Source organism: Synechococcus sp. PH41509, assembly GCF_020514285.1.
GTDB lineage: Bacteria > Cyanobacteriota > Cyanobacteriia > PCC-6307 > Cyanobiaceae > Parasynechococcus.
Genome location: NZ_VTLD01000024.1, coordinates 31,810 through 57,216, shown reverse-complemented (window position 1 = coordinate 57,216; position 25,407 = coordinate 31,810). Strand labels below are relative to the sequence as shown.

General features: G+C 57.7%; 25 protein-coding genes and 1 tRNA gene. 16 read left to right on the top strand and 10 right to left on the bottom strand.

The window, feature by feature from the left end:
• Position 1 precedes the first annotated feature (1 nt).
• On the top strand, positions 2–2,032 hold the full coding sequence (locus FZZ88_RS08500; protein ID WP_166016539.1) for a ribonuclease catalytic domain-containing protein: 2,031 nt from the start codon (positions 2–4) through the stop codon (positions 2,030–2,032).
• On the opposite strand, the gene FZZ88_RS08495 is transcribed toward FZZ88_RS08500, so the two are convergent.
• Positions 2,029–3,807: an FAD-dependent oxidoreductase gene (locus FZZ88_RS08495; protein WP_166016538.1), complete on the bottom strand. Its 1,779-nt coding sequence runs from the start codon at positions 3,805–3,807 to the stop codon at positions 2,029–2,031. The genes FZZ88_RS08500 and FZZ88_RS08495 overlap by 4 nt on opposite strands.
• Positions 3,808–3,893: 86 nt before the next feature.
• Between FZZ88_RS08495 and metG the strand changes: the two genes are divergently transcribed.
• Both metG and lptC read left to right on the top strand, forming a co-directional pair.
• Complete coding sequence (gene metG, locus FZZ88_RS08490; protein ID WP_166016537.1) at positions 3,894–5,438, top strand: methionine--tRNA ligase; 1,545 nt, start codon at positions 3,894–3,896, stop codon at positions 5,436–5,438.
• Positions 5,439–5,446: 8 nt separating this feature from the next.
• A complete protein-coding gene (lptC, locus tag FZZ88_RS08485; RefSeq protein WP_166016536.1) occupies positions 5,447–6,616 on the top strand; it encodes an LPS export ABC transporter periplasmic protein LptC in 1,170 nt (389 codons plus the stop codon).
• Here the strand turns inward: lptC and FZZ88_RS08480 are convergent.
• Complete coding sequence (locus FZZ88_RS08480; protein WP_166016535.1) at positions 6,573–7,211, bottom strand: cofactor assembly of complex C subunit B; 639 nt, start codon at positions 7,209–7,211, stop codon at positions 6,573–6,575. The two genes, lptC and FZZ88_RS08480, sit on opposite strands and share 44 nt — an antisense overlap.
• A gap of 62 nt (positions 7,212–7,273) precedes the next feature.
• Here FZZ88_RS08480 and FZZ88_RS08475 point away from each other — a divergent pair, with 62 nt between their 5' ends.
• The 6 genes from FZZ88_RS08475 (at position 7,274) to FZZ88_RS08450 (ending at position 11,729) form a co-directional block, all read left to right on the top strand.
• Entirely contained in the window at positions 7,274–7,681 is a 408-nt protein-coding gene (locus FZZ88_RS08475; protein WP_166016534.1) for a tellurite resistance TerB family protein, read from the top strand.
• Positions 7,682–7,714: 33 nt separating this feature from the next.
• The gene (gene psb32 / locus FZZ88_RS08470; RefSeq protein WP_166016533.1) at positions 7,715–8,386 is read left to right on the top strand and encodes a photosystem II repair protein Psb32; all 672 of its coding nucleotides are present in this window, start codon (positions 7,715–7,717) and stop codon (positions 8,384–8,386) included.
• A 13-nt stretch (positions 8,387–8,399) separates the two neighbouring features.
• A complete protein-coding gene (gene pxcA / locus FZZ88_RS08465; protein ID WP_166016532.1) occupies positions 8,400–9,548 on the top strand; it encodes a proton extrusion protein PcxA in 1,149 nt (382 codons plus the stop codon).
• On the top strand, positions 9,535–10,119 hold the full coding sequence (gene cobU, locus FZZ88_RS08460; protein WP_166016531.1) for a bifunctional adenosylcobinamide kinase/adenosylcobinamide-phosphate guanylyltransferase: 585 nt from the start codon (positions 9,535–9,537) through the stop codon (positions 10,117–10,119). Before pxcA ends, cobU begins: the two co-directional genes overlap by 14 nt.
• Positions 10,116–10,607 carry a tRNA (cytidine(34)-2'-O)-methyltransferase gene (locus FZZ88_RS08455; RefSeq protein WP_166016530.1) on the top strand — a complete coding sequence of 164 codons (492 nt, stop codon included), beginning with the start codon at positions 10,116–10,118 and terminating at the stop codon, positions 10,605–10,607. The genes cobU and FZZ88_RS08455 overlap by 4 nt, the downstream gene beginning before the upstream one ends.
• Positions 10,608–11,009: 402 nt before the next feature.
• Positions 11,010–11,729 carry a peptidoglycan DD-metalloendopeptidase family protein gene (locus FZZ88_RS08450; RefSeq protein ID WP_370519985.1) on the top strand — a complete coding sequence of 240 codons (720 nt, stop codon included), beginning with the start codon at positions 11,010–11,012 and terminating at the stop codon, positions 11,727–11,729.
• Between the two features lie 62 nt (positions 11,730–11,791).
• Here the strand turns inward: FZZ88_RS08450 and FZZ88_RS08445 are convergent.
• Positions 11,792–11,865: transfer RNA gene (locus FZZ88_RS08445), tRNA-Met, on the bottom strand.
• 47 nt (positions 11,866–11,912) lie between these two features.
• Complete coding sequence (locus FZZ88_RS12265) at positions 11,913–12,215, bottom strand: hypothetical protein (RefSeq protein ID WP_166016528.1); 303 nt, start codon at positions 12,213–12,215, stop codon at positions 11,913–11,915.
• Positions 12,216–12,336: 121 nt separating this feature from the next.
• On the opposite strand from FZZ88_RS12265, the gene FZZ88_RS08440 reads away from it, so the two are divergent.
• Positions 12,337–12,939 (top strand): peroxiredoxin, encoded by a 603-nt coding sequence (locus FZZ88_RS08440; RefSeq protein ID WP_166016527.1) that lies wholly within the window; start codon positions 12,337–12,339, stop codon positions 12,937–12,939.
• A gap of 45 nt (positions 12,940–12,984) precedes the next feature.
• Here FZZ88_RS08440 and FZZ88_RS08435 read toward each other — a convergent pair whose 3' ends face one another.
• Together FZZ88_RS08435 and ftsH are read right to left on the bottom strand one after the other, a co-directional pair.
• A complete protein-coding gene (locus FZZ88_RS08435; protein WP_166016526.1) occupies positions 12,985–15,732 on the bottom strand; it encodes a UPF0182 family protein in 2,748 nt (915 codons plus the stop codon).
• Positions 15,729–17,528, bottom strand: a complete 1,800-nt coding sequence (gene ftsH / locus FZZ88_RS08430; RefSeq protein WP_166016525.1) for an ATP-dependent zinc metalloprotease FtsH — start codon at positions 17,526–17,528, stop codon at positions 15,729–15,731. Before ftsH ends, FZZ88_RS08435 begins: the two co-directional genes overlap by 4 nt.
• Positions 17,529–17,615: 87 nt before the next feature.
• Between ftsH and rpmF the strand changes: the two genes are divergently transcribed.
• On the top strand, positions 17,616–17,792 hold the full coding sequence (gene rpmF, locus FZZ88_RS08425) for a 50S ribosomal protein L32 (protein ID WP_006851068.1): 177 nt from the start codon (positions 17,616–17,618) through the stop codon (positions 17,790–17,792).
• On the opposite strand, the gene FZZ88_RS08420 is transcribed toward rpmF, so the two are convergent.
• The 3 genes from FZZ88_RS08420 to FZZ88_RS08410 are packed head-to-tail and all read right to left on the bottom strand — an operon-like array spanning position 17,756 to position 19,810.
• Complete coding sequence (locus tag FZZ88_RS08420; protein ID WP_226423613.1) at positions 17,756–18,712, bottom strand: phosphoribulokinase; 957 nt, start codon at positions 18,710–18,712, stop codon at positions 17,756–17,758. The genes rpmF and FZZ88_RS08420 overlap by 37 nt on opposite strands.
• Positions 18,713–18,722: 10 nt before the next feature.
• Positions 18,723–19,034 carry a DUF565 domain-containing protein gene (locus tag FZZ88_RS08415; RefSeq protein WP_166016523.1) on the bottom strand — a complete coding sequence of 104 codons (312 nt, stop codon included), beginning with the start codon at positions 19,032–19,034 and terminating at the stop codon, positions 18,723–18,725.
• Complete coding sequence (locus FZZ88_RS08410; RefSeq protein ID WP_230332860.1) at positions 19,031–19,810, bottom strand: HAD-IA family hydrolase; 780 nt, start codon at positions 19,808–19,810, stop codon at positions 19,031–19,033. The genes FZZ88_RS08415 and FZZ88_RS08410 overlap by 4 nt, the downstream gene beginning before the upstream one ends.
• Positions 19,811–19,842: 32 nt before the next feature.
• Between FZZ88_RS08410 and recJ the strand changes: the two genes are divergently transcribed.
• Positions 19,843–21,741: a single-stranded-DNA-specific exonuclease RecJ gene (gene recJ / locus FZZ88_RS08405; RefSeq protein ID WP_166016521.1), complete on the top strand. Its 1,899-nt coding sequence runs from the start codon at positions 19,843–19,845 to the stop codon at positions 21,739–21,741.
• Positions 21,742–21,751: 10 nt separating this feature from the next.
• On the opposite strand, the gene psb30 is transcribed toward recJ, so the two are convergent.
• Positions 21,752–21,859 (bottom strand): photosystem II reaction center protein Ycf12/Psb30, encoded by a 108-nt coding sequence (gene psb30, locus FZZ88_RS08400; RefSeq protein WP_115023138.1) that lies wholly within the window; start codon positions 21,857–21,859, stop codon positions 21,752–21,754.
• 108 nt (positions 21,860–21,967) lie between these two features.
• Between psb30 and FZZ88_RS08395 the strand changes: the two genes are divergently transcribed.
• The 4 genes from FZZ88_RS08395 (at position 21,968) to FZZ88_RS08380 (ending at position 25,406) form a co-directional block, all read left to right on the top strand.
• Positions 21,968–22,342 (top strand): YkgJ family cysteine cluster protein, encoded by a 375-nt coding sequence (locus FZZ88_RS08395; RefSeq protein ID WP_166016520.1) that lies wholly within the window; start codon positions 21,968–21,970, stop codon positions 22,340–22,342.
• Positions 22,332–22,664, top strand: coding sequence for a TMEM165/GDT1 family protein (locus FZZ88_RS08390; RefSeq protein WP_115023142.1), 333 nt, complete (start codon positions 22,332–22,334; stop codon positions 22,662–22,664). Before FZZ88_RS08395 ends, FZZ88_RS08390 begins: the two co-directional genes overlap by 11 nt.
• Positions 22,665–22,666: 2 nt before the next feature.
• The gene (locus FZZ88_RS08385; protein WP_166016519.1) at positions 22,667–22,984 is read left to right on the top strand and encodes a TMEM165/GDT1 family protein; all 318 of its coding nucleotides are present in this window, start codon (positions 22,667–22,669) and stop codon (positions 22,982–22,984) included.
• A 100-nt stretch (positions 22,985–23,084) separates the two neighbouring features.
• Positions 23,085–25,406, top strand: coding sequence for an RNB domain-containing ribonuclease (locus tag FZZ88_RS08380; protein WP_166016518.1), 2,322 nt, complete (start codon positions 23,085–23,087; stop codon positions 25,404–25,406).
• Position 25,407: the final 1 nt, after the last annotated feature.

Genomic DNA, 25,407 nt, shown 5'->3' with positions numbered 1-25,407 from the left:
GTTGAACAACTCCATCCAACCCGGAGACACCGTCGCGGTTGTTCTTAAGGGTTCCCCACTCATCGGCCGTCTTCTGTCCATCAAGGGCAGCAAGGCGGCTGTTTCTTTTGGCGGTCAACGTCGTGACCAGGGCCTGCCCCTGCGAGACCTGATTGCTATCGATCCGGAGCATCTTTTCGATAACAGCGTTCTGCCCGCCCCCGAGCAGGTGCAGGACAGCGCCCCATCAGCCCGGGCTGTTGTTCAGGCCTGGCAGCTGTTGGAAACGGATCAACCAGGCGGAATGGCTCGACTCAGCCTCTGCGAACTGGGAGAGCTTGTACTGACACCCCTCACCCTCGAAGGTTTGGCAGCACTGTGGAGCTGGGTGCAGGGGTCACAGCAGTTGTTCCGCTGGCGTCGAGACCGCTTACTCCAACCGCTGACCCTCGAGGAGCGTGCCAGCCAGCGGCGCCAGCGCCGTTCTGAGCGCCAAGCGCAAAGGAAGGCAGAACAGCAGCTCGCGTTGCTGCGGGCGGAGCGCAGTCTCACCACCGATGAACTAGCCGAGCTGGGGCAGATCTGGATTGAGCGCTTCAGCCACTGGATTCAGCTGCTGAAAGACAATCCCGCGGCGGTGGGCTCCGACCTGGATCTCCAGCAATGGTCTAATCCGTTGTCGATCGGGTCGGATGCCGCCGATCTGCGGCACTGGTTGATCGTGCGTGGATTGCTCGATCCCAATCAACCGATCGCCCTCAGAGGCAGTGTCTGGTCGCGCAGCTTTCCCCACGACCTGGAGGCGGAAGCGGAACGTCTCGTTGCGTTGTCCAGAGAGGAGCTGCCTGGGGACGAGCAGCGCATCGACCTCACCGACCTGGCCACCTACAGCCTTGACGATGCGGGCACCCGTGAAATTGATGATGCGCTGTCGCTCGAGCGGCGAGATGGATGCGATTGGATCTGGATCCACATCGCTGATCCCAGTCGTCTCATTGGTGCCGACTCTCCCCTCGATCTGGAGGCCCGACGACGGGCCACCAGTCTCTACCTCGCCGATGGGGTCATGCCGATGCTGCCCCTCGTGTTGGCAGCTGGCCCCCTCAGCCTTCGTGCCGGTCAGCGTTGCGCAGCCCTGAGTGTCGCCGTCAGGCTTGGGGACGATGGTGCGGTGGTAGAGCACCGCATTGCGCGCAGCTGGATTCGACCCCGCTACGGACTGACCTATGCCGACGGTGATGAGCTCATCGAGTTGGCCCCCCCTGGCGATGAGGCTCTCTCGGATCTGTCTCGACTGTTGCTGCAGCGAATGCGCTGGCGTCGCTCCAACGGGGCTGTGATGTTTGACCGTCCGGAAGGACGCTTTCGCCGCTGTGATGAATCGCTGACACTGCAGGTGATTGACCCGTCACCCTCCCGCTTGATGGTGAGTGAAGCGATGCTTCTGATGGGGGCAGTTGTGGCCAGCTTTGGGCAACAGCACGACCTCCCGCTTCCGTACCGCAGCCAACCAGCAGCGGAGTTGCCCTCCAGCGATGAACTCGATCGGATCCCAGAGGGTCCAGCCCGCGATGCGGCGATCAAGCGTTGCTTGAGTCGCGGCGTACAGGGCACGCGACCGATGCCCCATTTCAGCCTCGGATTGGCCGCCTATGTGCAGGCGACATCACCGATCCGTCGTTACGCAGATCTCGTGACCCACCGGCAGATTCTTGCGCAGCTCTCTGCGATTCAACCGATGGGTGAGGAGCGTCTTGGTGAACTGATCGACGATCTCGACGACCCTCTGCGCCAATCCATTCAGATCAGTCGAGAGGATCAACGCCACTGGCAGCAGGTCTGGTTCGCCGAGCGTCAAAGCACTGTTTGGTCAGCACAATTCCTGCGTTGGTTGCGGCCCCAGGATCGATTGGCCCTGGTTCATGTCAGCGACCTGGCGATGGATCTGGTGGGATGTGTCGCCTCCACAGACCCAGCGCCAGGCGACACTCTGGAGCTCAGGGTGGGTTGTGCTGATCCCATGCGCGGGGAGTTGCAGCTTCTAATCGGTTAATCCAGAACTCCGGTGATCCGGACCCAGGGTCCCCATGGATTTTTGATTCCGCGCAGGTTCAGCCTCTGACCTGAGTGATCAGTGGAGGCAAGCCAGTGATGAATCGCTGGTTCCAGGGTGATGAGAGGCCAGCTTTCATCAGCACTCTTCAACTCGTATCCCTCTTCGGCGTTGCCAGTGAGCACGCCGCTTAATGCGATCTCATGCCGCTGCTTTGGCGCTTGATTCAACCCTGGCTGTTTCAGATCTCTTGATTGCCGGCCTGCAAATTCGGCCCATGCATCCAGTTGATCCGGCTGAGCCAGGCCCTGCTTCTGGGCCTCCGCCCAGTGCGGATGCCAGTGGGGCCAGTCCCAGATCGGGAGAACTGCAGCCGGGGCTTGTGGCTCTTCAATCAGGGATGACTGGATCTCATCGACCGCCAGATCGCCAATGGCACATCCCTGTCGAACGGCTAGGGCGGCTGCAAGACCAGCCACCTGGCCCAGATTCAGAATCAACGGCTGCAACCGGGTTGCCCCGTTGGCCATGTGGCTGACGCTGACTCCTTTCTCCGCCATTACCAGGTTGGCAACGGAATCAGAGATCAGGGCATCGAATGGGATGCAGAACGGGGTACCGCTCCAACGTCCTCCCCAGCGCACACTTTTCGGAGCCAGAGGCCAGTCTTCACCAGGATAGTGATGGTCATTGGCGTAGGTCCCCACAGCGATGCTGGTGCAGCGTCCCTTGGCATCGATCGGGAGCGGTCCACGAAGGGCGCCCGACGAGATCGGCAACAGGTCGCATTCCGTCACCGTTGTTCTGCCGATCAGGCGCCGACTTTCACGCCAGTACGGCATCAAAGCCAGGCTGGGGTCTTCTCCCGGAAAGGCGTAGCCAGGAGCAATCCAACCGCCGCTGCATTCCGACAGCGCAGCGAGAAAATCCTTGCTGTGATGCTGCATCTCATGGGCCAGATCTGCGCGTTCCTGGGCATCGGCACTGATGGCTCGACCGAGTCCGTTGTGCCAGTCATTTCCCTTCAGGGGCCAGTTCACCATGACCAGGCCGCCCGGCAGACGGCCATAGGTCACAGTTTTTTCAAGGCCAAAATTGGCAGTGCTGCGCTGAAAGGGGGCCCGTGGAATTGCATTGAGGTGCTGCTGAGCGAGCTCCCCATGCAATTGCCCCATCACCACCCACGTCGGTGACTGAACCGGTTGGCGTTGGAAGAACGTCTCCTTCTCAATCCTTGATTGCTCAGGTGCGCTGGGTTCATCCCAGAGCTCCTTGGCTTCCCAACCCCAACGGATAGGGGCCGAAGTCTGGGCCAGCAGATCACCAAGATCACTGCCATCAATAAAAACCTCCGCTGCAACGGTCTCGAAGCCATCAGCTCTGAGGATCTGAACTGAGTGGATGTGCCCTTGGCGGCAGTGGACTTGCTCCAGCCTGCAGTTGGCCCGCCATTCAAGCTTCGGCTCAGCCGCCACCCAGCCTTGCAGGATCTGTTCCGCTGTCTGCGGTCGGTATCCGAAACAGCTCACCCAGTTGTGGTCCAGGCCCGTCGGTTCCTCCAGTTCCAGCTGCCGAAGAAAAGCGCCCCACAGTCCGGTCTGCCAGCAACTCAACTCATGGCCATCTGGAGCACAGACTCCAGCCGAGCTCACCATGCCTCCCAGCCATGGCCCTGGGGTGAGCAACGTCGTTACAGCCCCTGATCTCGCGCTTTGCAGAGCGGCTGCGACACCCCCGCAGCCGCCGCCCCAAACCACCACGTCGCGGTGCGTCATGGAAACGGGCTTTTGGAGTGGATCGCGATGGGCATGATCGTTAGAGTCTGGCGTCGCTGCGGTGCAGCGGAGTTCGAGTTTTTCTGATGCCTTACACCCTTACGACTCCGCTCTATTACGTCAACGATCGGCCCCATCTGGGCAGTACCTATACGACCTTGGCCTGCGATGCACTGGCGCGGTTCGAGCGCCTATGCCTGCAGGAGGTGACCTTCGTCACCGGCGTTGACGAGCATGGGCAAAAGATTCAACGCACGGCTGAACGACAGCAGCTCAGTCCTCAGGACCACTGCGACCGCGTCAGCAGCCGCTACCGCGACCTTTGGAAGCAGTGGGGGATTTCAGAGGATCGCTTCGTGCGTACCACGAACCCGCGCCACTTGAAGTTGGTCGAGCAGTTCTACGAGCGGGTCAAGGCATCAGGCGACATCGTTGTCGGCAATCAGACCGGCTGGTACTGCGTCGATTGCGAGGAATACAAGGATGACCCTGCTGAGGCGGAGTCCCCGTCATGTGCGATCCACCGCAAGCCTCTGGAATGGCGCGATGAGGAGAACCTTTTCTTCCGGCTTTCCCGTTACCAGTCCGCCATTGAAGAGTTAGTGGCTCGGGACGACTTCATCGCTCCCGCCAGCAGACGTCAGGAGGTTCGAAATTTTGTCGCCCAGGGGCTGCGCGACTTCTCCATTTCCCGAGTGAATGTGTCCTGGGGGCTGCCCGTGCCCGATCATCCCGGCCACACCTTCTACGTCTGGTTTGATGCACTGCTTGGCTATCTGACCGCACTTCTCGATGACGGAGAACCGGTGTCTCTCGATCGACTCGGCTCCTGCGGTTGGCCCGCTTCCGTCCACGTGATTGGCAAGGACATTCTTCGCTTTCATGCCGTCTTCTGGCCTGCCATGTGCATGTCTGCGGGGCTGCCGGTACCGCAAAAGGTTTTCGGCCATGGCTTTCTGACCCGCGAGGGGCAAAAGATGGGGAAATCCCTCGGCAACGTGCTGGATCCAGAATTGCTGCTGGAGCGATGCGGCACCGATGCCGTTCGCTGGTACCTGTTGCGCGATATCCAATTCGGGGACGACGGTGATTTCCAACAGCAGCGCTTCGTCGATTTGGTCAACAACGATCTGGCCAACACCATCGGCAATCTTCTGAACCGCACGTCATCGATGGCGCGTAAGTGGTTTGACGACAGCGTTCCCCCTGCTGGGGCTGCCACTGACCCTGACCATCCCCTGGCTCTGAAGGCCGCTGTAACCGTCAGCACGGTGATGGACGCCATGCCGAATCTCGCCTTCAAGACCGCGGCCGAGTCGATTCTTCAATTGGCGATTGCAGCAAACGGCCATCTGAATGACACCGCTCCCTGGAGCCGAATGAAAGAACCCGGCCAAGAGGCCAGCGTGGGCGAAGATCTGTTCGCTGTGTTGGAGACCACTCGCATCGTCGGTCTTCTGCTCGCTCCGCTGCTGCCTGACCTCAGTCAGCGCATCCTGGCCCAGCTGGGGCAGTGTCTTGATTCCAATAACTGGTCGAATCAGCTGATATGGGGCAGGCTGAGCAGCGGTTCCGCTCTGCCCAAACCAACCCCGGTGATGCAGCGGTTGGAACTGGATGAACCGCTTTGAGGGAAAGCATGCACTGCCTGTCTCGCTGTGGTCTGACAGCAGCCCTCGTGGCCACCTCGCTTCTGTCCGCCTGCAGTTCCAGCCGGCAGCCCACGATTGAACCCACGCCTTCGTTCGTCTTCCGATCTCTGGATTTGAGTCAGCGAGCCGACAATGGAGATCGCGACTGGGATTTGACCAGCCCAGAGGCGCGCTACGACCTGAGCAGTCGAACCATTCGCGCGCGGCGCCCCCAGGGGATCTTGTATCGCGATGATCAACCGCACTACCGGATCACCGCTGATCTGGCCACGGTGTTGAGGGATGGTGAACTCGTCATTCTTGAAGGTTCGGTTCATCTCCGTCAGTTGAACCAACGGGGGCTAACGATCAAGGGGGACAACCTGATTTGGACGCCCACTCAGTCGCGGATGGTGATCAATCAGAGGCCGATGGCGAGTGATGGCCAGACGCAAATCCGTTCCCGTGAACTGGCCTTTCAACAGGACACAGAACTCTTGGTCTTCGATGGTCCAACAGAGCTGAAACGTCGAGACGATGGAAGCGACGACAGCACCCCCACAGACGACAATCCTGATTCAACAGTGGTGCGTGGTGGCAGCGGCACCTGGAATTTGCGGAGTGGTCTGATGCAGGCTCCGGGCCAGGTTGAGGCTGTTCGACGCGATGGCCGGAAGCTCATTGCTTCAGGGTTAAGTGGTAACACCCGTGAGGGATTTCTCGATCTGCAGGAGCCGGTGACGCTTCTTCTCGAGAACGACCGTGGCACCATCACCGCCGGCCGAACGCGCTGGTTGTTCTCGGCGCAGCAGCTCCAGTCCGTGCAACCGGTACAGGCTGAATTGCAGAACAGCACAGTTCAAGGAAAGGGTTTCAAGCTTGATGAACGCAGCGGCACGGTGATTATCCCCAGCGACTGTCGTCTGCAGCAGAAGCAGGAAACCCTCACAGCTCGCCGTTGCAGTTGGAACTGGAACAGTGAACGAGTCGTGGCTGATGGAGATGTGGTCTTGCGCCGAAAGGAACCGGAGCAGACCACGCGGGCCTCACGGATGGAAGCCACGATCACTGAAGACGGGGAGATCCGTTTCGGCCAACCAGGTCAGCGTGTTGAATCAACGATCAAGCTGAAACCTAAGACCGAGAAGAAGCGTCCTCGGCCTCCAGTGTCGTTCTGAGTCGCTGGGCCCACCCCTCCAGCCAACGCTCATCTGAACGGCTGAAACAACGGGGCGACCAGCCCCCCAAAATCACCACCCCCTGCTGTCCCATGGGGCACACGAGAATTGCTGGAAGAGACTGCAGCATCCCGTCAAATTCGGCCCGACCGGGAAAGAGTGTGGTGTTCACGAGAGAGATGGTCTGTTCGCGGTCCATGGCTCGCTTGGTGATTGCTCCTGGTTGGAATGGGTCCTGACTGATCAGGCCCCTGCGCAGTACAACCTGCTGACGCCAAACCACCAGAACAGAAGCGGCTGGTGTCGCTGTCAGAAGCATGTGACTTCCCCAGGCCAGCTCCTGTTTTTGAAGATCGTTGAGCTGCTCGGACAACACCAGCCCTTGCTCTCCAGTCAACGACACCTTCTCGGCTGATTTCGGATTGGCCCGTGTCCAGAGAACGGCTACCAGCATCAGTGCCACCGATGCCATTCCGGCCAGAACCTCTGCCCGTTGGAGATCTGGTGTGACCGTTACCGCTAACCCCGCATTCGTCACGGTCAGACCCAGCAACAGGAGCGCACATATCAGAACGGCACGGGCTGGGGCTGGCATCAACGATGGGTGCTGTCAGAACGCAATCATCCTGCTCAAATACGGACACGTATGTCCTTGCCATGACGACTCAAGAGGCCTTTGCCGCCATTGCCCTTGCCGCTGTTTCATGTGATGGAAAGCTCGGGAGGGATGAAGCCCATGCCCTCCGCTGTCAACTGGAGTACCGATCCCTCTACAGCGACAGCTCTGAAGCTGCGATGGGGGAATTGTTTGATCGGCTGCTGCTGCTGCTGCGGGACCAGGGAGTTGATGGTCTGATTGCATCCGCCCTGCCGCAGCTCAATGAAATGCAGCAGCAGTCCGCCCTCGCCGTGGCGGCGCATCTCGTCCATGCCGATCGCAAGGTCACTCCGGAGGAGACCGAATTCCTGGAACAACTCACCTGTCAAATGTCATTGCCCGTCGATGAGGCCCGCATGGTCGTTCAAGCAATTGAAGCCCTCAACCGAGACATGCTGGACAGCTAACGGCAGACTGAGGTGGTCATAACGCTTGATGGGATGTTCCTTTCCGCCAGACGCCTGTTGGCCAGCCTGCTCAGTTTTGGGATCTGTCTGCTTCTCTTGGCCCCTGCCAGCTTTGCGATAGCTCCTGCTGCCTTAGGCGGAAGCCTGCCGGAGACACTGGTGATCGACGAAGCGGATGTGCTCAGCCGTGCCAGTCGTGGCGAATTGGAGGCGAAGTTACGCAGTTTTGATGATCAACGGGTGGATGCCCGTCTGATCACCCTGCGACGTTTGGATTACGGCATCAGTCTGAACAGCTTCGGTGAGGAACTCCTCGAAACCTGGAGTTCTCCGACTGGCAATCCTCTCCTTTTGATGTTGATCGAAACTCAGAACAAGAAATCCGCCCTGGTTGCGGATCAGGAGCTCGAAGCTCAGCTTCCCGCCAGCCTTCTTTCCAGTACCGCCCGCACAACGATGACTGTGCCCTTGCGGGAAGGGGACCGCTACCGCCAAGCTTCCGTGGATGGTCTGACGCGTCTTTCGACAGTTCTCTCAGGCGGAGAAGACCCCGGCCCACCGCAGCAAATTGAACGGGTCACCCTGCCCACCAACATCCCAACCAAGGCGGAAACCGAAGAGAGCGATGCCACCAAATGGGTCATCATCCTTCTGGTGCTTGGAACCATCATTCCGATGGCGACCTGGTGGGTTTTCTCGCGCTGATTGAACGATTGAGATGAGCCGCCGTAACTGGATCAATCTATTCAGCTCCAATCAATCCATTGAATTGTCCAGTGATCTTGAGCGTGGTTATGAGGCTGCTCTGCTCATTCAGAGCCTGGAGCTGGAGTATTACGGCGACCGACAGATCCGCCCTGACCTCAAGCTTTCCGTACCTCGAGCTGTTCAGGCCACGATTCTGCGCCGGTTCAAAACTGCACTGGCCATTTGCCGCAATTCAGCGGTTAATCTTTCGGAACAACGGGCCCAACTTGATTCTCAGGAGCTACGGCAACTCCAACTGATTGAAACCGTTGTCAGCCGCTATGGACCCCGACGTTCGAGTGGCACACCGTCTATTAGTCGTTCACCGGACGCGCTGCCCCGTTCACTTCTGGGTGTCTTTGACAGTATTCGACTGCAGTTGGATCCCTCAACGGAGGACAACGTTGTTGCGGGCTATCGACGCCGTCGTGACAGCACGCTGATCTCCCTGCGTGTTCTGCTGTTGCTGATTCTAGTTCCCTTGCTGGTTCAGCAGATCGCCGGCACGTATCTGATCTCACCTGCGGTGAATCACTTTTCACCCGAACTACCTTTCCTCAGTTACCCAAAGCCACAACTGGAGGAAAAAGCGGCTGAAAAGCTTCGCCTTTATAAACAAGAGTTGGAATTTGATGCATTTTTAAAGGGTGTGCCGCCGCTGGATGATGCTCAGCTGCGCGACCAGCTCACCGAGAAGGCAACGGAGCTCAAGCACGATGCTGATGAGGAGAGCCTGAAGGCGATCAAAAACGTCTTTGCCGATTTCGCAGGTCTGATTGCTTTTGCTGTGGTGTGTCTGATCAGTCGGGACGAACTCAGGGTTCTCCGGGGATTTGTTGATGAAGCCGTGTACGGCCTGAGTGATTCCGCCAAGGCCTTCGCCATTATTTTGTTCACCGATATCTTTGTGGGTTATCACAGCCCTGAAGGCTGGTCTGTCTTGCTGGATGGAATCGCAGAGCATTTCGGCCTTCCATCAAGCGAAAGTTTCGTCAATCTCTTCATTGCGACCTTCCCCGTCGTGTTGGCGACAATTTTTAAGTATTGGATTTTCAGGTATCTCAACCGCGTCTCTCCGTCGTCCGTTGCAACCTTGAAAGGTATGAATGGCGGTGGTTGATCCAAAGGCCCCTAACGAGCCCATAGTTTCAGAGATCAACAACAGTTTGATTCTGGTCAGCGGGCCAGCGCGCAGTGGCAAGAGCCGGTGGGCAGAGCATCTGCTGCAGAACCACCCTGATGTGACGTACATCGCGACGGCAGCAGCCCGCCCGGCAGACCTTGAGTGGAAGAAACGTCTTGAAGCTCACCGACAACGTCGTCCTGAGCACTGGACTGTTGCTGAATCCGGTGCTGAGCTGGTGGAGGTCATTGAGACCCTGTCGCCAGGTCAGTCGGTGCTGATCGATGCGCTTGGCGGCTTCGTTGCTCATCATTTGGAGCTCGATGCATCCGCCTGGAACCTGCTGTGTCAACGTCTGATCGATGCCGTCACGTCATCGCGCTGCACTGTTGTACTCGTGATCGAAGAGACAGGATGGGGCGTTGTTCCTCCTACACGTATTGGTGGGCTGTTTCGAGACCGTTTAGGAGCTCTCGCTCAAGAATTTGATCGTGTTGCCGATGCTGCCTGGCTTGTTCTCCAGGGACGTGCTCTTGACCTTCATGCCCTTGGCCGTGTGGTGCCATGACTGACATCGATCCGCTGCGTATTGCACTGTTCGAGCCACAGATTCCACCAAACACGGGGAATATTGCGCGTACCTCTGCTGCCTTCAGAGTGCCCCTGACGTTGATCGAACCCCTTGGCTTCAAGGTCGATGATCGCAGCGTTCGCCGGGCCGGTCTCGATTACTGGCCGCACGTTCAACTCTGCATCGCCTCAGATTTTCCGGCATTCCAGTCACAACTTCTGCCGGAGCAGAGGTTGATCGGCTGTAGTCGTCGCGGTGGTGCATCGCTCTCCTCATTTCAATTCAAACGGGGTGATGTTCTGCTGTTCGGCCGTGAAGACACCGGTCTGCCGGACTCGGTTCGTGAGGTCTGCGACACCATCCTGACGATTCCGATGCCCGGTGCGGCCGATGACGCTGGCCAGGGAGGCGTGCGCAGCCTGAATCTTTCTGTGGCCTGTGCACTAGTGACCTATGTGGCTGGTCAGCAGTTGCGGTTGTGGTGATCGCACCACTGCTCCAAGCCCCCTTGCGCTGTGATGTTCGGCTCGTTACCTTCAACGCGTCTATCGGGTTTCATGCGCGCACTGCTTGCTATAGCAACTGCTGTAACCCCTGTTGTGACGCTGGGTGTATGGAGCACCCTGCCCGGAATTGCTGATAACGCCACGTTCAATCTCGCTGAATTACCACCACTCCCATCTGTTGATTCTCCTGAGCCAGTTTCCCTGGCGAGCAAAACAGACACCACATCCAGGCTTTGGTTCAAGGTTCTCAGGTCGACTTCACTGAATAGATTTGCCGAATTGCTTCGGCTGGACTCACAGACTCTTGCGACGTTGAACAGCGTTTCTCCGTCTCATGTTTTCGAGCCAACCAGTTGGCTTGCTCTTCCTGATTCAACTCGGGTGGTTGCAGTAACTCTTTCGTCTCTCGATCGAGCCAGTGAACGCAACACGCTTCCTGTTTCGGCCCCACCTCCAGTCAGCACCATTGCGAAAATTCAGCAGGGTGACTCACTCGCTGCATTCCTCAACCGTCATGGGGTGACCCAAGCGCAGTTGAAGTCCTTTAATCCTGGTGTTCAACTGAATGACTTGACTGTCGGTCGCGAACTCCAGATCGCTAAAGCATCGTCAGGTCAGTCTGTTCTTGCCGTTCGCCCTCTCCTCAGTGGTGGTGCTGCCTGGCCTCAACAAAACCCATTAACGACAGTCGACCAACCCGACAGCCTGAAGCCCCCGATTGTTGGCTACCAATGGCCGACAAAGGGTGTGTTCACCTCTGGGTATGGATGGCGATGGGGTCGGATGCACAAAGGGATTGACATCGCCAACAACACAGGAACTCCGGTTATTGCTGCACGGGATGGCATTGTCTCCTTCTCCGGCTGGAGCGGTGCCTATGGCTATTTGGTTGAAATCGCCCATAGCGACGGTGAATCAACCCGTTATGCCCATAACAGTCGTCTTCTTGTCAAAAAAGGCCAGGTTGTTCCCCGTGGCGCGCGTATTTCTCTCATGGGAAGTACCGGTCGAAGCACAGGTCCCCACCTTCACTTTGAAATCCGTCGTGCCGGTGGTGCAGCCCTCAATCCTCTAGTAAAGCTGCCTGTGCGCAAGGCTTGAGCACATGAAATTCCAACTCAAACCGAGAGGGTTTTGGCATCTCCCCAGGTTTGTCGAATAAATGTCAGAGGGGAGACTTGAACTCCCGACCTCAGGGTTATGAATCCTGTGCTCTAACCAGCTGAGCTACTCTGACGCAGGCCCTTCAGGCCAGTCGCCATCATACATCTCGAGGGTTCTGGCTCAGCGCATATCGATGGCATTGAGTCGATCTCGGAATGATTTGGGCTGATCATCCAGGTTGGCAAGAGCCTCAACCTGGACCGTCTGTACTGGTGCCGAGGCTGGCTCGGTGTTTCGCGCTGGCGCCGAACGACGGGTTGAGCCGCGATTGACACTCAGACTCCTGAGCTGTCCTGATCGTTGGTCACGATCCAAGGGCTTTTTCCGCAGATCTCCCTTCAGCTGGTTCAGCAGACGAAAATGTCCGGTAGCGCTGAACTTTCGAAGCAGTGAAGGGTCCCAGCTCGTGAGTTGATCAGTCATCGTCTGAGTTTATGGCGACGGACGGCCATAGCCGTGATAGGTTGAAACATGAAACTGGAAGTCGAATCGACTACGTATTAAGTCGGTTGCGGCCTTCAGGTCATTCATTCTCCCTCCAATCATGACCGACAACGGTTGCCTGCGTGTTGGCCAGCAGGCCCCTGATTTCACAGCTACCGCTGTGGTGGACCAGGAGTTCAAGGAAATCACGCTGTCCCAGTACCGGGGCAAGTACGTGGTGCTGTTCTTCTACCCTCTGGATTTCACCTTCGTCTGCCCGACTGAAATCACGGCCTTCAGTGACCGTTATTCCGATTTCTCCAGCAAGAACACCGAAGTACTCGGCGTTTCCGTGGACAGCCAGTTCAGCCACCTGGCTTGGATTCAGACTGCACGCAATCAGGGTGGCCTGGGCGACATCAACTATCCCCTCGTCGCTGACCTGAAAAAGGAAATCTCCACCGCCTACAACGTCCTCGATGACGCTGAAGGTGTCGCATTGCGTGGGCTGTTCATTATCGATCCCGATGGCGTCATCATGCACGCCACGATCAACAACCTGCCCGTGGGTCGTAACGTTGATGAAACCCTGCGGGTTCTGCAGGCCTTCCAGTACGTGCAGTCCAACCCTGACGAGGTCTGCCCTGCCAACTGGACTCCTGGCGAAAAGACCATGAAGCCCGATCCCAAAGGCTCAAAAGAGTATTTCTCGTCAATCGGCTGATTTCTCTTCAGCACGCCATTTGGCATGCCTCGTTTGCCCCGCCCCTCAAACGGGTGGGGCTTTTTTCATGAGTTGCTCCAAAGCAAGGGGCAAGCTCTGCTCCATGGCGATTGAGCGTCCATCACTGACAACGATTCGGGCCAGCGAGGGCAGGCCCACCTTGCTGGTGCGCAGATAAACCGGTTCGACGTAGAGAAGCCCCTCACCAAGGGGAAGCACCAAGAGATTGCCCTGGACGAGTTCAAGATCCCCCTGATCCCAGAGACCAAACACCTTGCTGACCTCCGGATCCTGATGAATCAGAGCCTGCACCTGTTCAGGACCCAGAATGTTCTTGTCTTTTGGGAAATCGATCAGCTCCAATTCACCGTAGTGCTCGCCATCGTTTCGGGCAGCCAGCCAGGCGGTGAGATTGGGCCGTGCCAGTGGTGTTAGAGGCTGAAGTAGGAGAAATTCCGAGTTGTCATTGCCCTGAACCTGAGCCGTAACGTGATAAGGCTCCACATTAACTTTCTCGCCGCCATAAATCTCACTGGGGACCTGCCAGACATCATCACCGCTGTAAAAGATTCTTGGATCTTCGACGTGATATCGCTTCAGCTGGTTGACCTGAACATTGAAGAAATCCTCGGGCACTCTGAGGTGATCACGAACCAGCTGCGGCATGAATTGCATGGATTCAAACAAGCCTGGAAATGCTTCATCCCAGCCGTTCACAATCGGATCATCCATCTCTGAGATATAAAGACGAACATTGCCGTTGTAAGCATCGACGATGGCCTTAACCGAGTTTCTTAAATATCGATCAGAATCTTCGGAAGAGACCGCCGCACTGTAGGCAAGGGTGGAACTGTGGGTATAACCTTCAACGACCCAATACTGATGCTGTTGACGTTGCGGCGATCGTGTTTCAATCGTTCCAGCCGATTCGGGATAAGTTTCCGGGATCGAAATCAGATAAGGATCGCCACGGAAATCAATGAATGGAGCAATTGCTGAAACACGGCTTCTCACTTCACGACGGATCAATATTTTTGAATCAGCGGAGATTGCTTTTGTCGTCAGCAGTCGCGGCTCATGGAGATAAACGGCCGCTGCACAACGCTGAAGCCAGGATCCAATAGGGATCCCACCTGAACCTCGATAGTGGGTCTCAACATTGAGATCTCCCTCGGGATAATCGAATTCCGGAATCGCTGTTGGAGCAACTGCATAGGGAGAGGGGAGCATCCCGTAGTAGAGAGCAGCATTGCCAACAGGGATCGCATCTCTAACCTCGGATTGATCGATTCCAAGTGCCTCATTTCCCTTAATCCGTGTTTCTGTACCGAGATCACTAATGAAATACGAGGGCAGACCATCATTGCTGCGTTCGTTCACAGGGCTAACGGTGAATCCATAGCCGTGGGTAAAAATGAAATGGCTGTTCTGCCACGTTTTTGATCGCCTCGGCAACGCGGACTGATCCAATTCACGTGCAGAAACAATCACTTGTTGGGCCGAATCGCTGTCTTGATTGAGCGGATAACGGTCAACCGCCGCATTCGAGAATCGGTAGTAGACCCGAAGCTGTTGCAGTTGCCGATTGGCTTCCAGCAAGGGGGCGCTATCCCACAGGCGCACATTGCCCAGAGTGCTGGCGCCTTGCTTCAAATCCATTGCGCTGAGCCTTGTCTGTGGTTCGTAGACCTGACGTTCAATGTGGTCCAGCTGGAAACCCCATCGGGTGGCCTTAATTGCGTCTGCCAGATAAGGAGCTTGCAGATTGATCTCCTGCGGACGGACCAGGAGCCAACGCGTCAGTGGCGTGGCCACCATCTCCAGCGCCACGAGCGAAGCCAACGTGAGAACAAGCCCTTGATGCAGGCGTTGGCGACAAGGCAAGAGCAGCGCCAATGCAATCAAAACGAGCAGCAGCGTGGCAGCAGCCCGCAGCGGAAGCGTGATGTGAGCCTGAAGCCAGCCTGCACCAGCCACCAGTCCGTGTTGGCTCCAAAGCAATTGATGCCTTGATAACCAGACCAAGCCGGCCGTTTGCAAAACCAGAACAGCTGAAAGGAGTCTGAGCAACTGCAGCTGTCGCGTTGCAAAGGCAGGACTGGCCCAGTCAGAGATGGCTTGGGAGTGAGCGAGACAACGCCAGAGTTCAAAACAGAGGGTGAAGGCGGTGCTCAGCACCAGCAGCTCCAGGCCCAAATGCAAGCCCGCGAAGCGTCCCAGGCCGAAGCTGACATCGGCACCAAGCCTGGGATCTTGCAGGGAACTGTTCGGGATCCAAAGGGCTAACGACCAGATGCCCCACGCTCGCGCGACGACAAAAACTAGTGAACCTGCGACGATCCGTGCCAGCCAGGGGCTTGTGCGACGCCAGGCCATTGCCACGGTAATAAGCACTGCCTTGATGAGAATCACAGCAGCCGTGATTCCGTTGTCAGGCAACAGGCTCGGCACCCATTCCCCCAGCTGGAACGGATCACGGATGGTCAATGCCACCAGATCAAGGGTCAGCATTGTGCTGATCAGAACCACACCGCCACTGAGCAGGAGTGCTGTCCCGTAGGCCCAACCGGTAAGGCGCCATCCCTGAGCTGACGTCAGGTTGTGGTGCTTGAACTGTCTTGACCAGGTCCGTGCAGCCATCAGTGGCAGCAGCGCCAACCCCGCAAACAGAAACTGCAGAAGCCAGCGCTTCAGGAGAACGTCAGTCCAGCCGAACTGCTCAAACCAGAGCCACTCGATCTGCATCCGGGCTGCGACAACAACCAGCGGCAGCAGAAGGAGGAGGCGTCTCATGGCAGTCCGGCGATCTCGCGGAAACGATCACCATTGATCGTTTCCTCAGCAATCAAAACTTCAACCAGGTGGTCCATCAACTCGCGACGCTGTTCCAGCAGAGTGATGGCCTGCGTCAAAGCATTCTTGGCGAGCTGGCGGATCTGTGCATCAATGGCCTGGCCAGTGGATTCGGCATAGCCAGGCCGTTGGTTGAACCAGTCGCGACCGAGGAAGACCTCCGCTCCTGGCCCCTCCAGCGCCATGGGTCCGAGATTGGAAAAGCCAAAGCGTGTCACCATCTCGCGGGCCAGTTGAGCCACCATCTGGAGATCTCCACTAGCCCCCTGGGTGATCTCGAGGGAGCCGAAGACCACTTGCTCCGCTGCTCGTCCACCCAGTGCCACCACCAGATCCGCCAAGCAGGACGCGCGGGTGATCAAACCGGAATCGAGCACCTCTTCGTCTGGCATAAAGCGGGTGTATCCACCGGCTCCGCCCCGAGGAAGAATCGTGACCTTATCCACCGCACTGGCGGCCGGCAGAAGGGTCGCCACAAGGGCGTGGCCCACCTCGTGGTAAGCGATAAGGCGTTTTTTGGCAGTGTCTTGCAAGGGCCGATTGCTCAGCCCCATGGTGATGCGTTCCAAGGCACCTTCCAACTGAAACTGGCCGATGCGGAGCATGTTCTGACGTGCCGTGAGGATGGCTGCCTCATTCAGCAGATTGGCAAGATCTGCACCAGAGAAGCCGGGGGTCCGGCTCGCCCAATCCGACAAAGAGACGGAGTCATCGAGGGGTCTTGTTCGGGCGTGCACCGCCAGAATCGCCTCACGTCCACGACGATCAGGTAGGCCCACATCAATGCGGCGGTCGAATCGTCCTGGCCTCAGGAGAGCGGCATCAAGCACATCGGCGCGGTTCGTGGCCGCAAGAAGGATCACGCCGGAGTTCTCCTCGAACCCATCCATCTCCGTCAGGAGTTGGTTGAGGGTCTGCTCACGTTCATCGTTACCGCCGCCGATCCCAGCCCCACGCTGACGACCGACGGCATCGATCTCATCGATGAAGACGATGCAGGGGGATTTTTCCTTGGCTTGGCGGAATAGATCGCGAACTCTGCTCGCGCCAACACCAACGAAAAGTTCCACAAACTCGGACGCTGCCATGGAGAAGAAGGGCACTTCCGCCTCTCCTGCAATCGCCTTGGCTAGAAGGGTTTTGCCTGTCCCAGGGGGACCGACCAGCAGCACCCCTCGTGGAATCTTGGCGCCAAGCCGAATGAACGCTTCAGGCTGCTTGAGAAAGGTGACGACCTCCTCCAGTTCGAGCCGTGCATCGTTGATACCGGCAACGTCCTCAAAACGCAGCTGCAGGTCTTCCTGTGGTTTCAACCGCGGCTGACTGCGCCCAAAGCCCAGGGCACGATTCGCCATCTGTGCCGATCGTCTCAGCAGAAAAGACAAGCCGACCACCACCAGGAGTACCAGGAACAGGGTTCCCGCCAGTTCGCGACCTGCTTGTTCGCGTCGCACATCCACGACCGTCAGGGACGTGCCAGAGCTCTCGGCAGCGCGCAGGATCTGATTGTCGTTCGCGAAAACAGGAACTGTGATTCGTCGCCCGTCGTTGTATTGGACCCTGACCTCCCTCTGGCCAGGCACAAGATCCAACTGCTTGACCTGTTTTGCGTCAATATCCCTCAGCAGGGTGGAATAACTCACAGTGTCCTGTTTCTTCCAGAAGCCCTGAATCGAGGAAGGTTGAACCTTCTGAGGGGCAGCGGAATCACTAGAGCTGTTCGAACCTGGTGTCACGTCAGCGTTGAGCTCTATTGAGCCTAGCGATTTGACGCAAGGGGGTTCCAAACGAGACAATCTCAGTTTGGAAATACACCAGGCGAAATGGCCGTCCCGAAGAAGAAAACATCCAAGGCCAAGCGCAACCAGCGCAGCGCCACCTGGAAGGCCAAGGCAGCGGTTGCCGCCCAGCGTGCAATGTCCATCGGCAAGTCTGTGTTGAGTGGCCGTGCTCAGGGCTTTGTCTACCCGGTAAGTGAGTCAGAAGACGGAGAATCCTGAATCGCATTGGGCAGGTGGATTCGCCGCAAGGTTCGATCCGGATCCACCTCCACAACAACATCCGCCAGCATGTCTTGAAAACTGCTCGATGGCAGCGCGCAGAGGATCATGCGGATGAAGAGATCCAATTCCGAGGCTGAGAGGGATGCTCCCTTTTGCGCCTGCAGGGTTGCTTCCTGTTGTCGTTTCCACAGCAACGGAGCGTTGAAATCCGTCGCTCGCAATTGCCAGAGTTGATCGAAGCCATCCCAAATGGCTTCGTACTTGGCGAGCACCGGCTGCAGTTTCTGGCGCCACTCCTGCTCCTGTGGACTCAAGGGGGTGACGAGATGAGGCTCATCTGAGGAAAGGCCACCGGTTGATCTGCAGCCGACAAACCAACCCTCAAGGATCAGCAAGTTCGCATTGCAGCGGCGCCAACCGTTGCGATCTCCACGGCCCTGTCGTTTGGCTTTGTCGAAGCAAGGCATCAAGACCTCCTGACCCTGACGCCATCGCTGAAGACAGTTCTTTAGGAGCTCCAAGTCATGGCTACCCGGAAGTGCGCGGGGGACACCCCAGGGGTTGCCGTGCATGGCTGCATCAAGCCGATCGGCCTCGAAATAAAAATCATCCAGCGACACCACCTGAATCGAGAGACCTAGAGCCCCTGCGGCGGCTTCAATCCATTGCCCGAGTGTGGTCTTCCCACATCCAGGCAGAGCACTGAGTCCGAGCAGACGACGTTCTCCCTGGCATTGCTCCGCCAGGCCCAGAACGGGCAGACCAACAGACCACAACCAATCCGGCGCCGCTTTCGGGTGCCATTGATCGAGGGACACCTGGTGGCGCTTGCTTCTCCTCTGTTCTGCACCCCAGGCGATGGCATCTCCCAGCTCAAGGTGCTCGAGCAACCGTTTCTGGTCGTCGCTCGGAATCAAACGTTGGCCCTCAGGATCCAAGTTTGAAGGCCTCCAAAACAATGGCGTAAACAAAACCCAATCGCAGGTTGTCGAGCCAGGGGAGACGACGGCGCCAGAACACCAGGAGTTCACAGGCAATAAGGGCATAGAGGGCCGTGAACGTTCTGACCCCTACGGCATTCGCCAGATGCACTGTGAGGTTGCTGCCGATGAAAAATCCAAACAAAAGAATCAACAACGACGCACTACGTCGCCACCAGGGGCCTGACCAATTCCGCCGGAGTACTCCTCCCCAACTGTTCTGCAGGCCCGCCAGACGTGTGCGCTGGATTGAGCTCATCGATCAGGCACCGAAAGCAGAGTCTCCAAATACTTCAGCGTCACTGTTCCGTCCTGGCAAGTGGGACCCGAACGTACGGTCGCCGGCACCCCCGATTCACCAAGGTGATCCAGCACGGCAGCTGCATTTTTACTGGCATCACGCAGGGCAGACGCATCCCATGGGGAGGGGGTGAGCAAGCAACGCAAACCAGCTGCAGTTGCAGCAGACAGACCCGCCGCTGAATCCTCCACAGCGAGACTTGCCGCGCCATCGGCCCCGCTGCGTCTGAGGGCCAGCAGATAGCCGTCCGGGGCAGGTTTGCCTGCTGAAACGTCGTCGGATGTCACGACGCCATCGAAGTGAGGGATGTCGTTCTGGATCTGCTCGAGAAGGGCCATCACCGAGGCGGATCCGCTTGAAGTCACAATCCACTGCTGCACCCCAGCGAGGTTCAGCTCCTCCAGCAGTCTCCTGACACCGGGGCGCAACTTCACATTGCCCTGACGGACGCGCTCCAGGTAATGCAGCCTTTTGCGATCACGCACTTGCTCCAGTTGATCTTGGCTGAGCATCACCCCACGGTCTTCAGCGTGGATCTTCACCCTGCGGAGTCCTCCAGGAATTGCCAGAAGCGTGTTGTAAAGCACTTCATCCCAATGAAACGGAAGATTCAGCTCCTCGAAAGCCGTGTTGAAGGCCGGGCGATGACCATCCATTTCCGTATCAGCCAAGGTTCCATCCACATCCCAAAAACCCGCTGAAAGCCTGTTCAACTTGATGACCAGCAACGGCACAATGCTGGGACATCACCGCCTGTTGCGTTCCCTTGCCGGCTGTCCCCCTCCACTGGTCCTGGTCCCTTCCAGCCGTAGTGGAACCATCGCCATTGCTGGGGCTTGATTTACCGCTGGCGTTGCGGTGTGTTCTGCGTCGCAGGGGCTTCACATCACGATCCGAGGCGGAAACGTTCCTCTCACCTAGTGATCTGCCGCCCACCAGCGATCACTTCCCTGATCTGGACCAAGCCTGTGCGCGCTTGGTTAAGGCTTGCCGTGCCAGAGAACGCTTGGCCATCTGTGGCGATTACGACGCCGATGGAATGACCAGCACAGCTCTCCTTTTGAGAGCCTTGGGCCCGCTTGGCGCCGATCCAGAGCCAGCGATTCCGTCACGGATGGACGAGGGATACGGCCTCAACCCAGCCATGGTTCAGCGGCTCTACGACGACGGAGTGCGACTTTTGGTCACCGTCGATAACGGCGTTGCCGCGAGGGAAGCGCTCAATCTCGCCGCCAGCTTGAACATGCAGGTGATCGTGACTGATCACCACACCATTCCGTCGAAACGGCCGCCCATGACCGCCCTGATTCACCCAGCGACTACACCGCACGGCTCTCCTTATCGTGGTCTGGCAGGGGTTGGACTGGCTTATGTGCTTGCCCATGCCGTGGCCGAAGCCCTGAACAAGCCTGAGGCCATCCGCGTGGCTCGGGATCTGTTCTGCATTGGAACTGTGGCCGATATGGCCCCCTTGGTAGGCGCCAACCGCAGCTGGTTGCTCGAGGGACTGAATCATCTGCATCGGTCCGAGTGCAGGGGATTGCAAGCACTGCAGCGTCTAGCTGGTCTCGGGGAACGTCCGCTGACGGCCGAAGACATCGGATTTCAACTTGCACCACGCATCAATGCTGTTGGTCGCTTAGGAGAACCGAAGCTCGTCGTGGATCTACTCACAGCGGAAGACTCTGATTCGGCGATGGCGTTGGCGCGACGTTGTGATGATTTCAACCGCCAGCGGCGCGATCTATGCGATGCGATTGAAGCGGAGGCCGTGGCCCTTGTGGAAGCGGAGACAAGTGATGCTCTCCCATCATTTCTTCTATTGGCGCAAAGCCACTGGCATCACGGGGTGATTGGCATTGTTGCTGCGCGTCTAATGGAGCGATATCACCGACCCACCGCTCTCCTTGCCGGAGATGGTGATGGCTGTCTACGGGCTTCGGTGCGTGGGCCCGTCGGATTTGCTGTGGATGAGGCCCTCTCCAGTTGCAGTGATCTGTTGTCCCGTTTTGGAGGCCATCCCGCCGCCGGAGGGTTCACCGTGAAAGCGGAGCATGTGCATGCTCTGCATGAACGTCTCTGCGAACAAGCGGATGGTTGGCTGATGACTCAGGCCCTCGGCCGACCAGTGCAACCCGATGCTCTGCTGCATTTAAACGACGTGAACTGGGAGCTCTGGCGGCATTTGCAATCCTTGGCTCCCTTTGGGATCGGTCATCCGAAACCGTTGTTCTGGTCACGGGGCGTCAACGTTGAGGAGCGCCGTGACCTCAAAGGAGGACACCTAGCCCTGAGGCTTCGCCAGGGAGACAGCGAGTGCCGTGCCATTGCCTGGCGATGGGATCCATCAGCGGTCGTCCCCGAATCCTGTGACGTGGCTTACAGCATTTCGATCAACCGTTGGCAGGGCGAACAGCGTCTGCAACTGGAGCTGAAAGCAATTCGAGCCCATACGGAGCTAGTGCTGATCGACCGCGGGACCCGTCAGTACACAGCTTGCTGGAACGAAATGTCAGGTCTCACGCTCACCAATGGAGATGGGAAAACCTTGCAGGCAAAGATTGAACAAGAAAAATCCCTCACCAGTGACGACGACCTGGCGAGGGATACACGTGTCGTTCAGTTGATGGAAGAAGCCTGTCTTGGATTGGGGCTTCGTCCCTAAGCAGAGGCGATCAGAGCGCGCCGCGGCGGTAGAAGAGGATGAAGATGACAGCGGGGCCGGCAATGGTGATCAACGCCAGGGCGGCAAAGTTGGCGATCAGGTGAATGTCAAAGCCCATGACGATGCAGCGCTGTCCGAAATCTTTTCATCTCCCAGGCTACGGGGCTCTGTCCCGAGATCGACGAATTCGTTCCTCTCTCTGTGATGGCTTGTCACAGCCTCAGCGATGACCAGAGAGAAGCTTCAGTGGACCTGCATCAAGCACTGCGGTGCCTGTTGTCGACTCGCTCCGGAGGAACGTGCTGATGCTCTAGCGGCTTTGACCGAAGATCAACAGCGCACTTATCTAGCCATGGTGGGGCCAGATGGCTGGTGCATTAATTACGACACGGGCAGGCAGCGCTGCAGGATCTACGACGAGCGTCCTGATTTCTGCCGCGTCAGCGAGCTGGGGCGGTTGTTTCACGTTCCAGATGATGCACTCGACGGCTTCGCCATTGCCTGTTGCAACCAGCAGATCCGCAGCACCTATGGCGGCCGCAGTGGCGTGATGCGTAGGTTCAACCGCGCGCAGACAGCGGGAGGTCCTGTTGACCAGTGAGCAAACAAGCAGCGAGTCGCGGAGCTTTGCTGCCGTGCTGTTCAGCACCTTCACAACAGTTTTCGTGGCTGAACTGGGTGACAAGACGCAGCTGGCGACGCTGCTGCTCTCCGCCCAGTCCGGCTCACCGGTGTTGGTGTTCATCGGTGCCGCGCTGGCTTTGATTGCGTCCAGCCTTGTGGGAGTCCTCGTGGGTCAATGGTTGGCCAAAACGCTTCCTCCTGAGCGACTGGAGCTGATGGCTGGACTGCTGATGGTGGCCCTTGGCATCTGGCTAGGCCTGCAAGCCGCCCGATCTTTATGGCTTAGTGCTGCGAGTTGACAATGGATTTTCCCCTTCTGATTTCCACCTTCTTGACCGTGTTCTTGGCCGAACTCGGTGACAAGACCCAACTCGCCACTGTCGCCATCAGCGGCACTTCAAATCGCCCCCTGGCGGTGTTTCTTGGATCATCATCAGCTCTTGTTCTCGCGAGCTTGCTGGGCGCCTTTGCAGGAGGATCCGTCGCCACAGTGATTCCCAGCGACCTTCTCCAGTTGGTTGCTTCCATCGGTTTTCTCGTGATTGGTGGTCGCTTGCTGTTGCCTCTGTTCAGCAATGCTCAAAACTCCACAGACGGGGATCAGACTTCAGAGCCTTAAAGTGAAGTTCGAAGGGTTGACTCAGCACGGCCAGCTGTTCGGCGTCGGCCACCCCTTCCTTCTCTCCCGGCCCTGATGGTCGGTTCCTGCGTACGCCACGATGAAATTCACGGTTGCCGATCTGCTGGATCAGCTCTCTACAGAGCATCCTTCTGAACAAGACCAGCTGGCCAAGATCCTGAAGCTCAATAAGACGGATCAAGCGTCGCTGGAGCTTGCAATCGCATCACTGGTGAAGCTCGGTGTCGTTGAACGATCGAGCGAGGGTGGACTGAAGCGCCCACTTGAAAATGATCTGATTGATGCCCGACTGAGGTGCAGTAGCAAAGGGTTCTGCTTCGCCATTCGTGATGACGGCGGTGAGGACATCTACATCCGGGATCATCAGCTCAACCATGCTTGGAATGGTGATCGCGTGTTGGTACGTGTAACGCGCGAGGGCGGACGACGACGCTCTCCCGAAGGCGGAGTTCAGTGCATCCTTGAGCGTGCAACCCGCTCTCTTCTGGCCCAGGTGGAGCAACAGGGCCAGCAGTTACTGGCATCACCCCTTGATGACAGGGTGCTGGCTGGCATCGAACTGCCACCAGAGGATTCCGAGCATCTACCTGGAGAAGAGATCTCAAGCGTTGTCGAGGTGCACATTGACCGCTATCCCGTGGCCCAGAACGCTGCTGCCGGTCGTGTGGTGCGCTCTCTCCCGCTCAACGGCGGCCCTACAGCGGACCGTGACCTCTTATTGACCAAGGCTGGGCTTCAAGATCGTCCGGCTGCACCTCGTAGTTCTGGCAAAACTCCTGCGGCAAAGGGCCGTGTCGATATGACAGGACAACCCTGCCTCCTTCTCAAAGGCTGGAAGCAGGAGGAGGCACCGGGCTTGCCGGCAGTTCATGTTGAAGCCAAGGATGGCGGATGTCGTCTGTGGATCCACGTACCCAGCGTGGGCGAGCGAATCGGATTAGGCAGCAGCCTCGATGTTTGTCTGCGAGATCGCGGCGAAGCACTTTGCCTCGGTGAGGTCTGGCACCCCCTACTAACACCCGCACTCAACAAAGCGACGAACTTCGCCACCGGCAAGGAAGTCGAGGCCATCAGCGTGCGACTGGACGTCGCAGCCAATGGTGAACTCTGCGACTGGGAGTTCATGCTCAGCACGGTTCGCCCCACAGCCGAAGTGAGCGCTGCTCAATTGATCGCTCTGGCGGAACGCAAACCAAAGGCTCGAAGCATTCCGGCGGCACTTAAGCCCATCAAAGATCATTTGGCTCAACTGGAAACCTTGCGGTTCTGCAGCACTCTCCTGCTGGACTACGAGCGCAGCATCGGGGCTGTGCAACTGGACCTACGCCCTCCCCAGATTGAGGCGCTTGGTGATTTACGCAGTGCGGATCCATCCGGTCTTCGTCATCGCTGGGTTGACGCCTTCAACCCGGAGGATCCCCATGCATTCCTTCAACCTCTGCTGAGGTGTGCCGATCGTGCCTGGACTGCACACCGCATTGATCTCCAATTGCCCGGGATCAGCATTCAGGCTGAGGAACCCGATGGCAACGTCTTGACCGATGTTGCCAAGACGGCCATCGCTTTGGACCTCCCCCTTGAACTCGATGACGAGGGGTGTCCGTCAGCGTCCGAGCTGATCCAGGTGTTCAAAGACAGCGGCCAACGACGGGTGCTTGAACAGCAGCTCAGTCACGCACTCCCTCCACTCAATTTTGCGGCGTCCACGGAGACATCCCATGCAGAACAGGAGCCTTCCCCAGAAGAGGAGAGAGACCCAGCCAGCCATGACGCATCACTCACCCCTTGGACCTGTGCCACACAGCATTACGGACACCTTGTCAATCAACAGTTGCTCGTTGCACTTTTGACGGACGCCAAAGATCGTCCGACCGTCCGTCACAAGAAGCGTTTGAACCTTGGTTGCAAGGGAGCAGGCGCTGATCTGACTTGGCCCTTATTCACGGCATCCCAGGACGAGAAATTGAATGGTTTGGTCAACGACCGCACGGCGCAGCGGCTCAATTCGTGTCGCCGGCAGGTGCTGGAGCTTGAAAAAGATCTGCTGTCGATGATCCAGGCCAGATCAGCACAACCGCTGATTGGCGAGCAGGTGGAAGGCCGTATCAGTGGTGTTCAGAGCTATGGCTTCTTCGTTGAAGTTGGCGAGAGTCGGGTCGAGGGCCTGGTTCATGTGAGCTCCCTCAACGATGATTGGTACGAATACAGATCACGGCAGAATCGTTTGGTCGGTCGCAAGAACCGTCAGACCTATCAACTCGGTGATCAAGTTCAGGTGCGTGTGATCAATGTCGATGTTCTACGCAACCAGATCGATCTCGAGGTCATCAGTCAGGGCGGCGAAGGAACCACCGAGCCTCAACCGTCTGAGCCGCTGCCTGTTTCCCTCAGCGAGCGCTGAG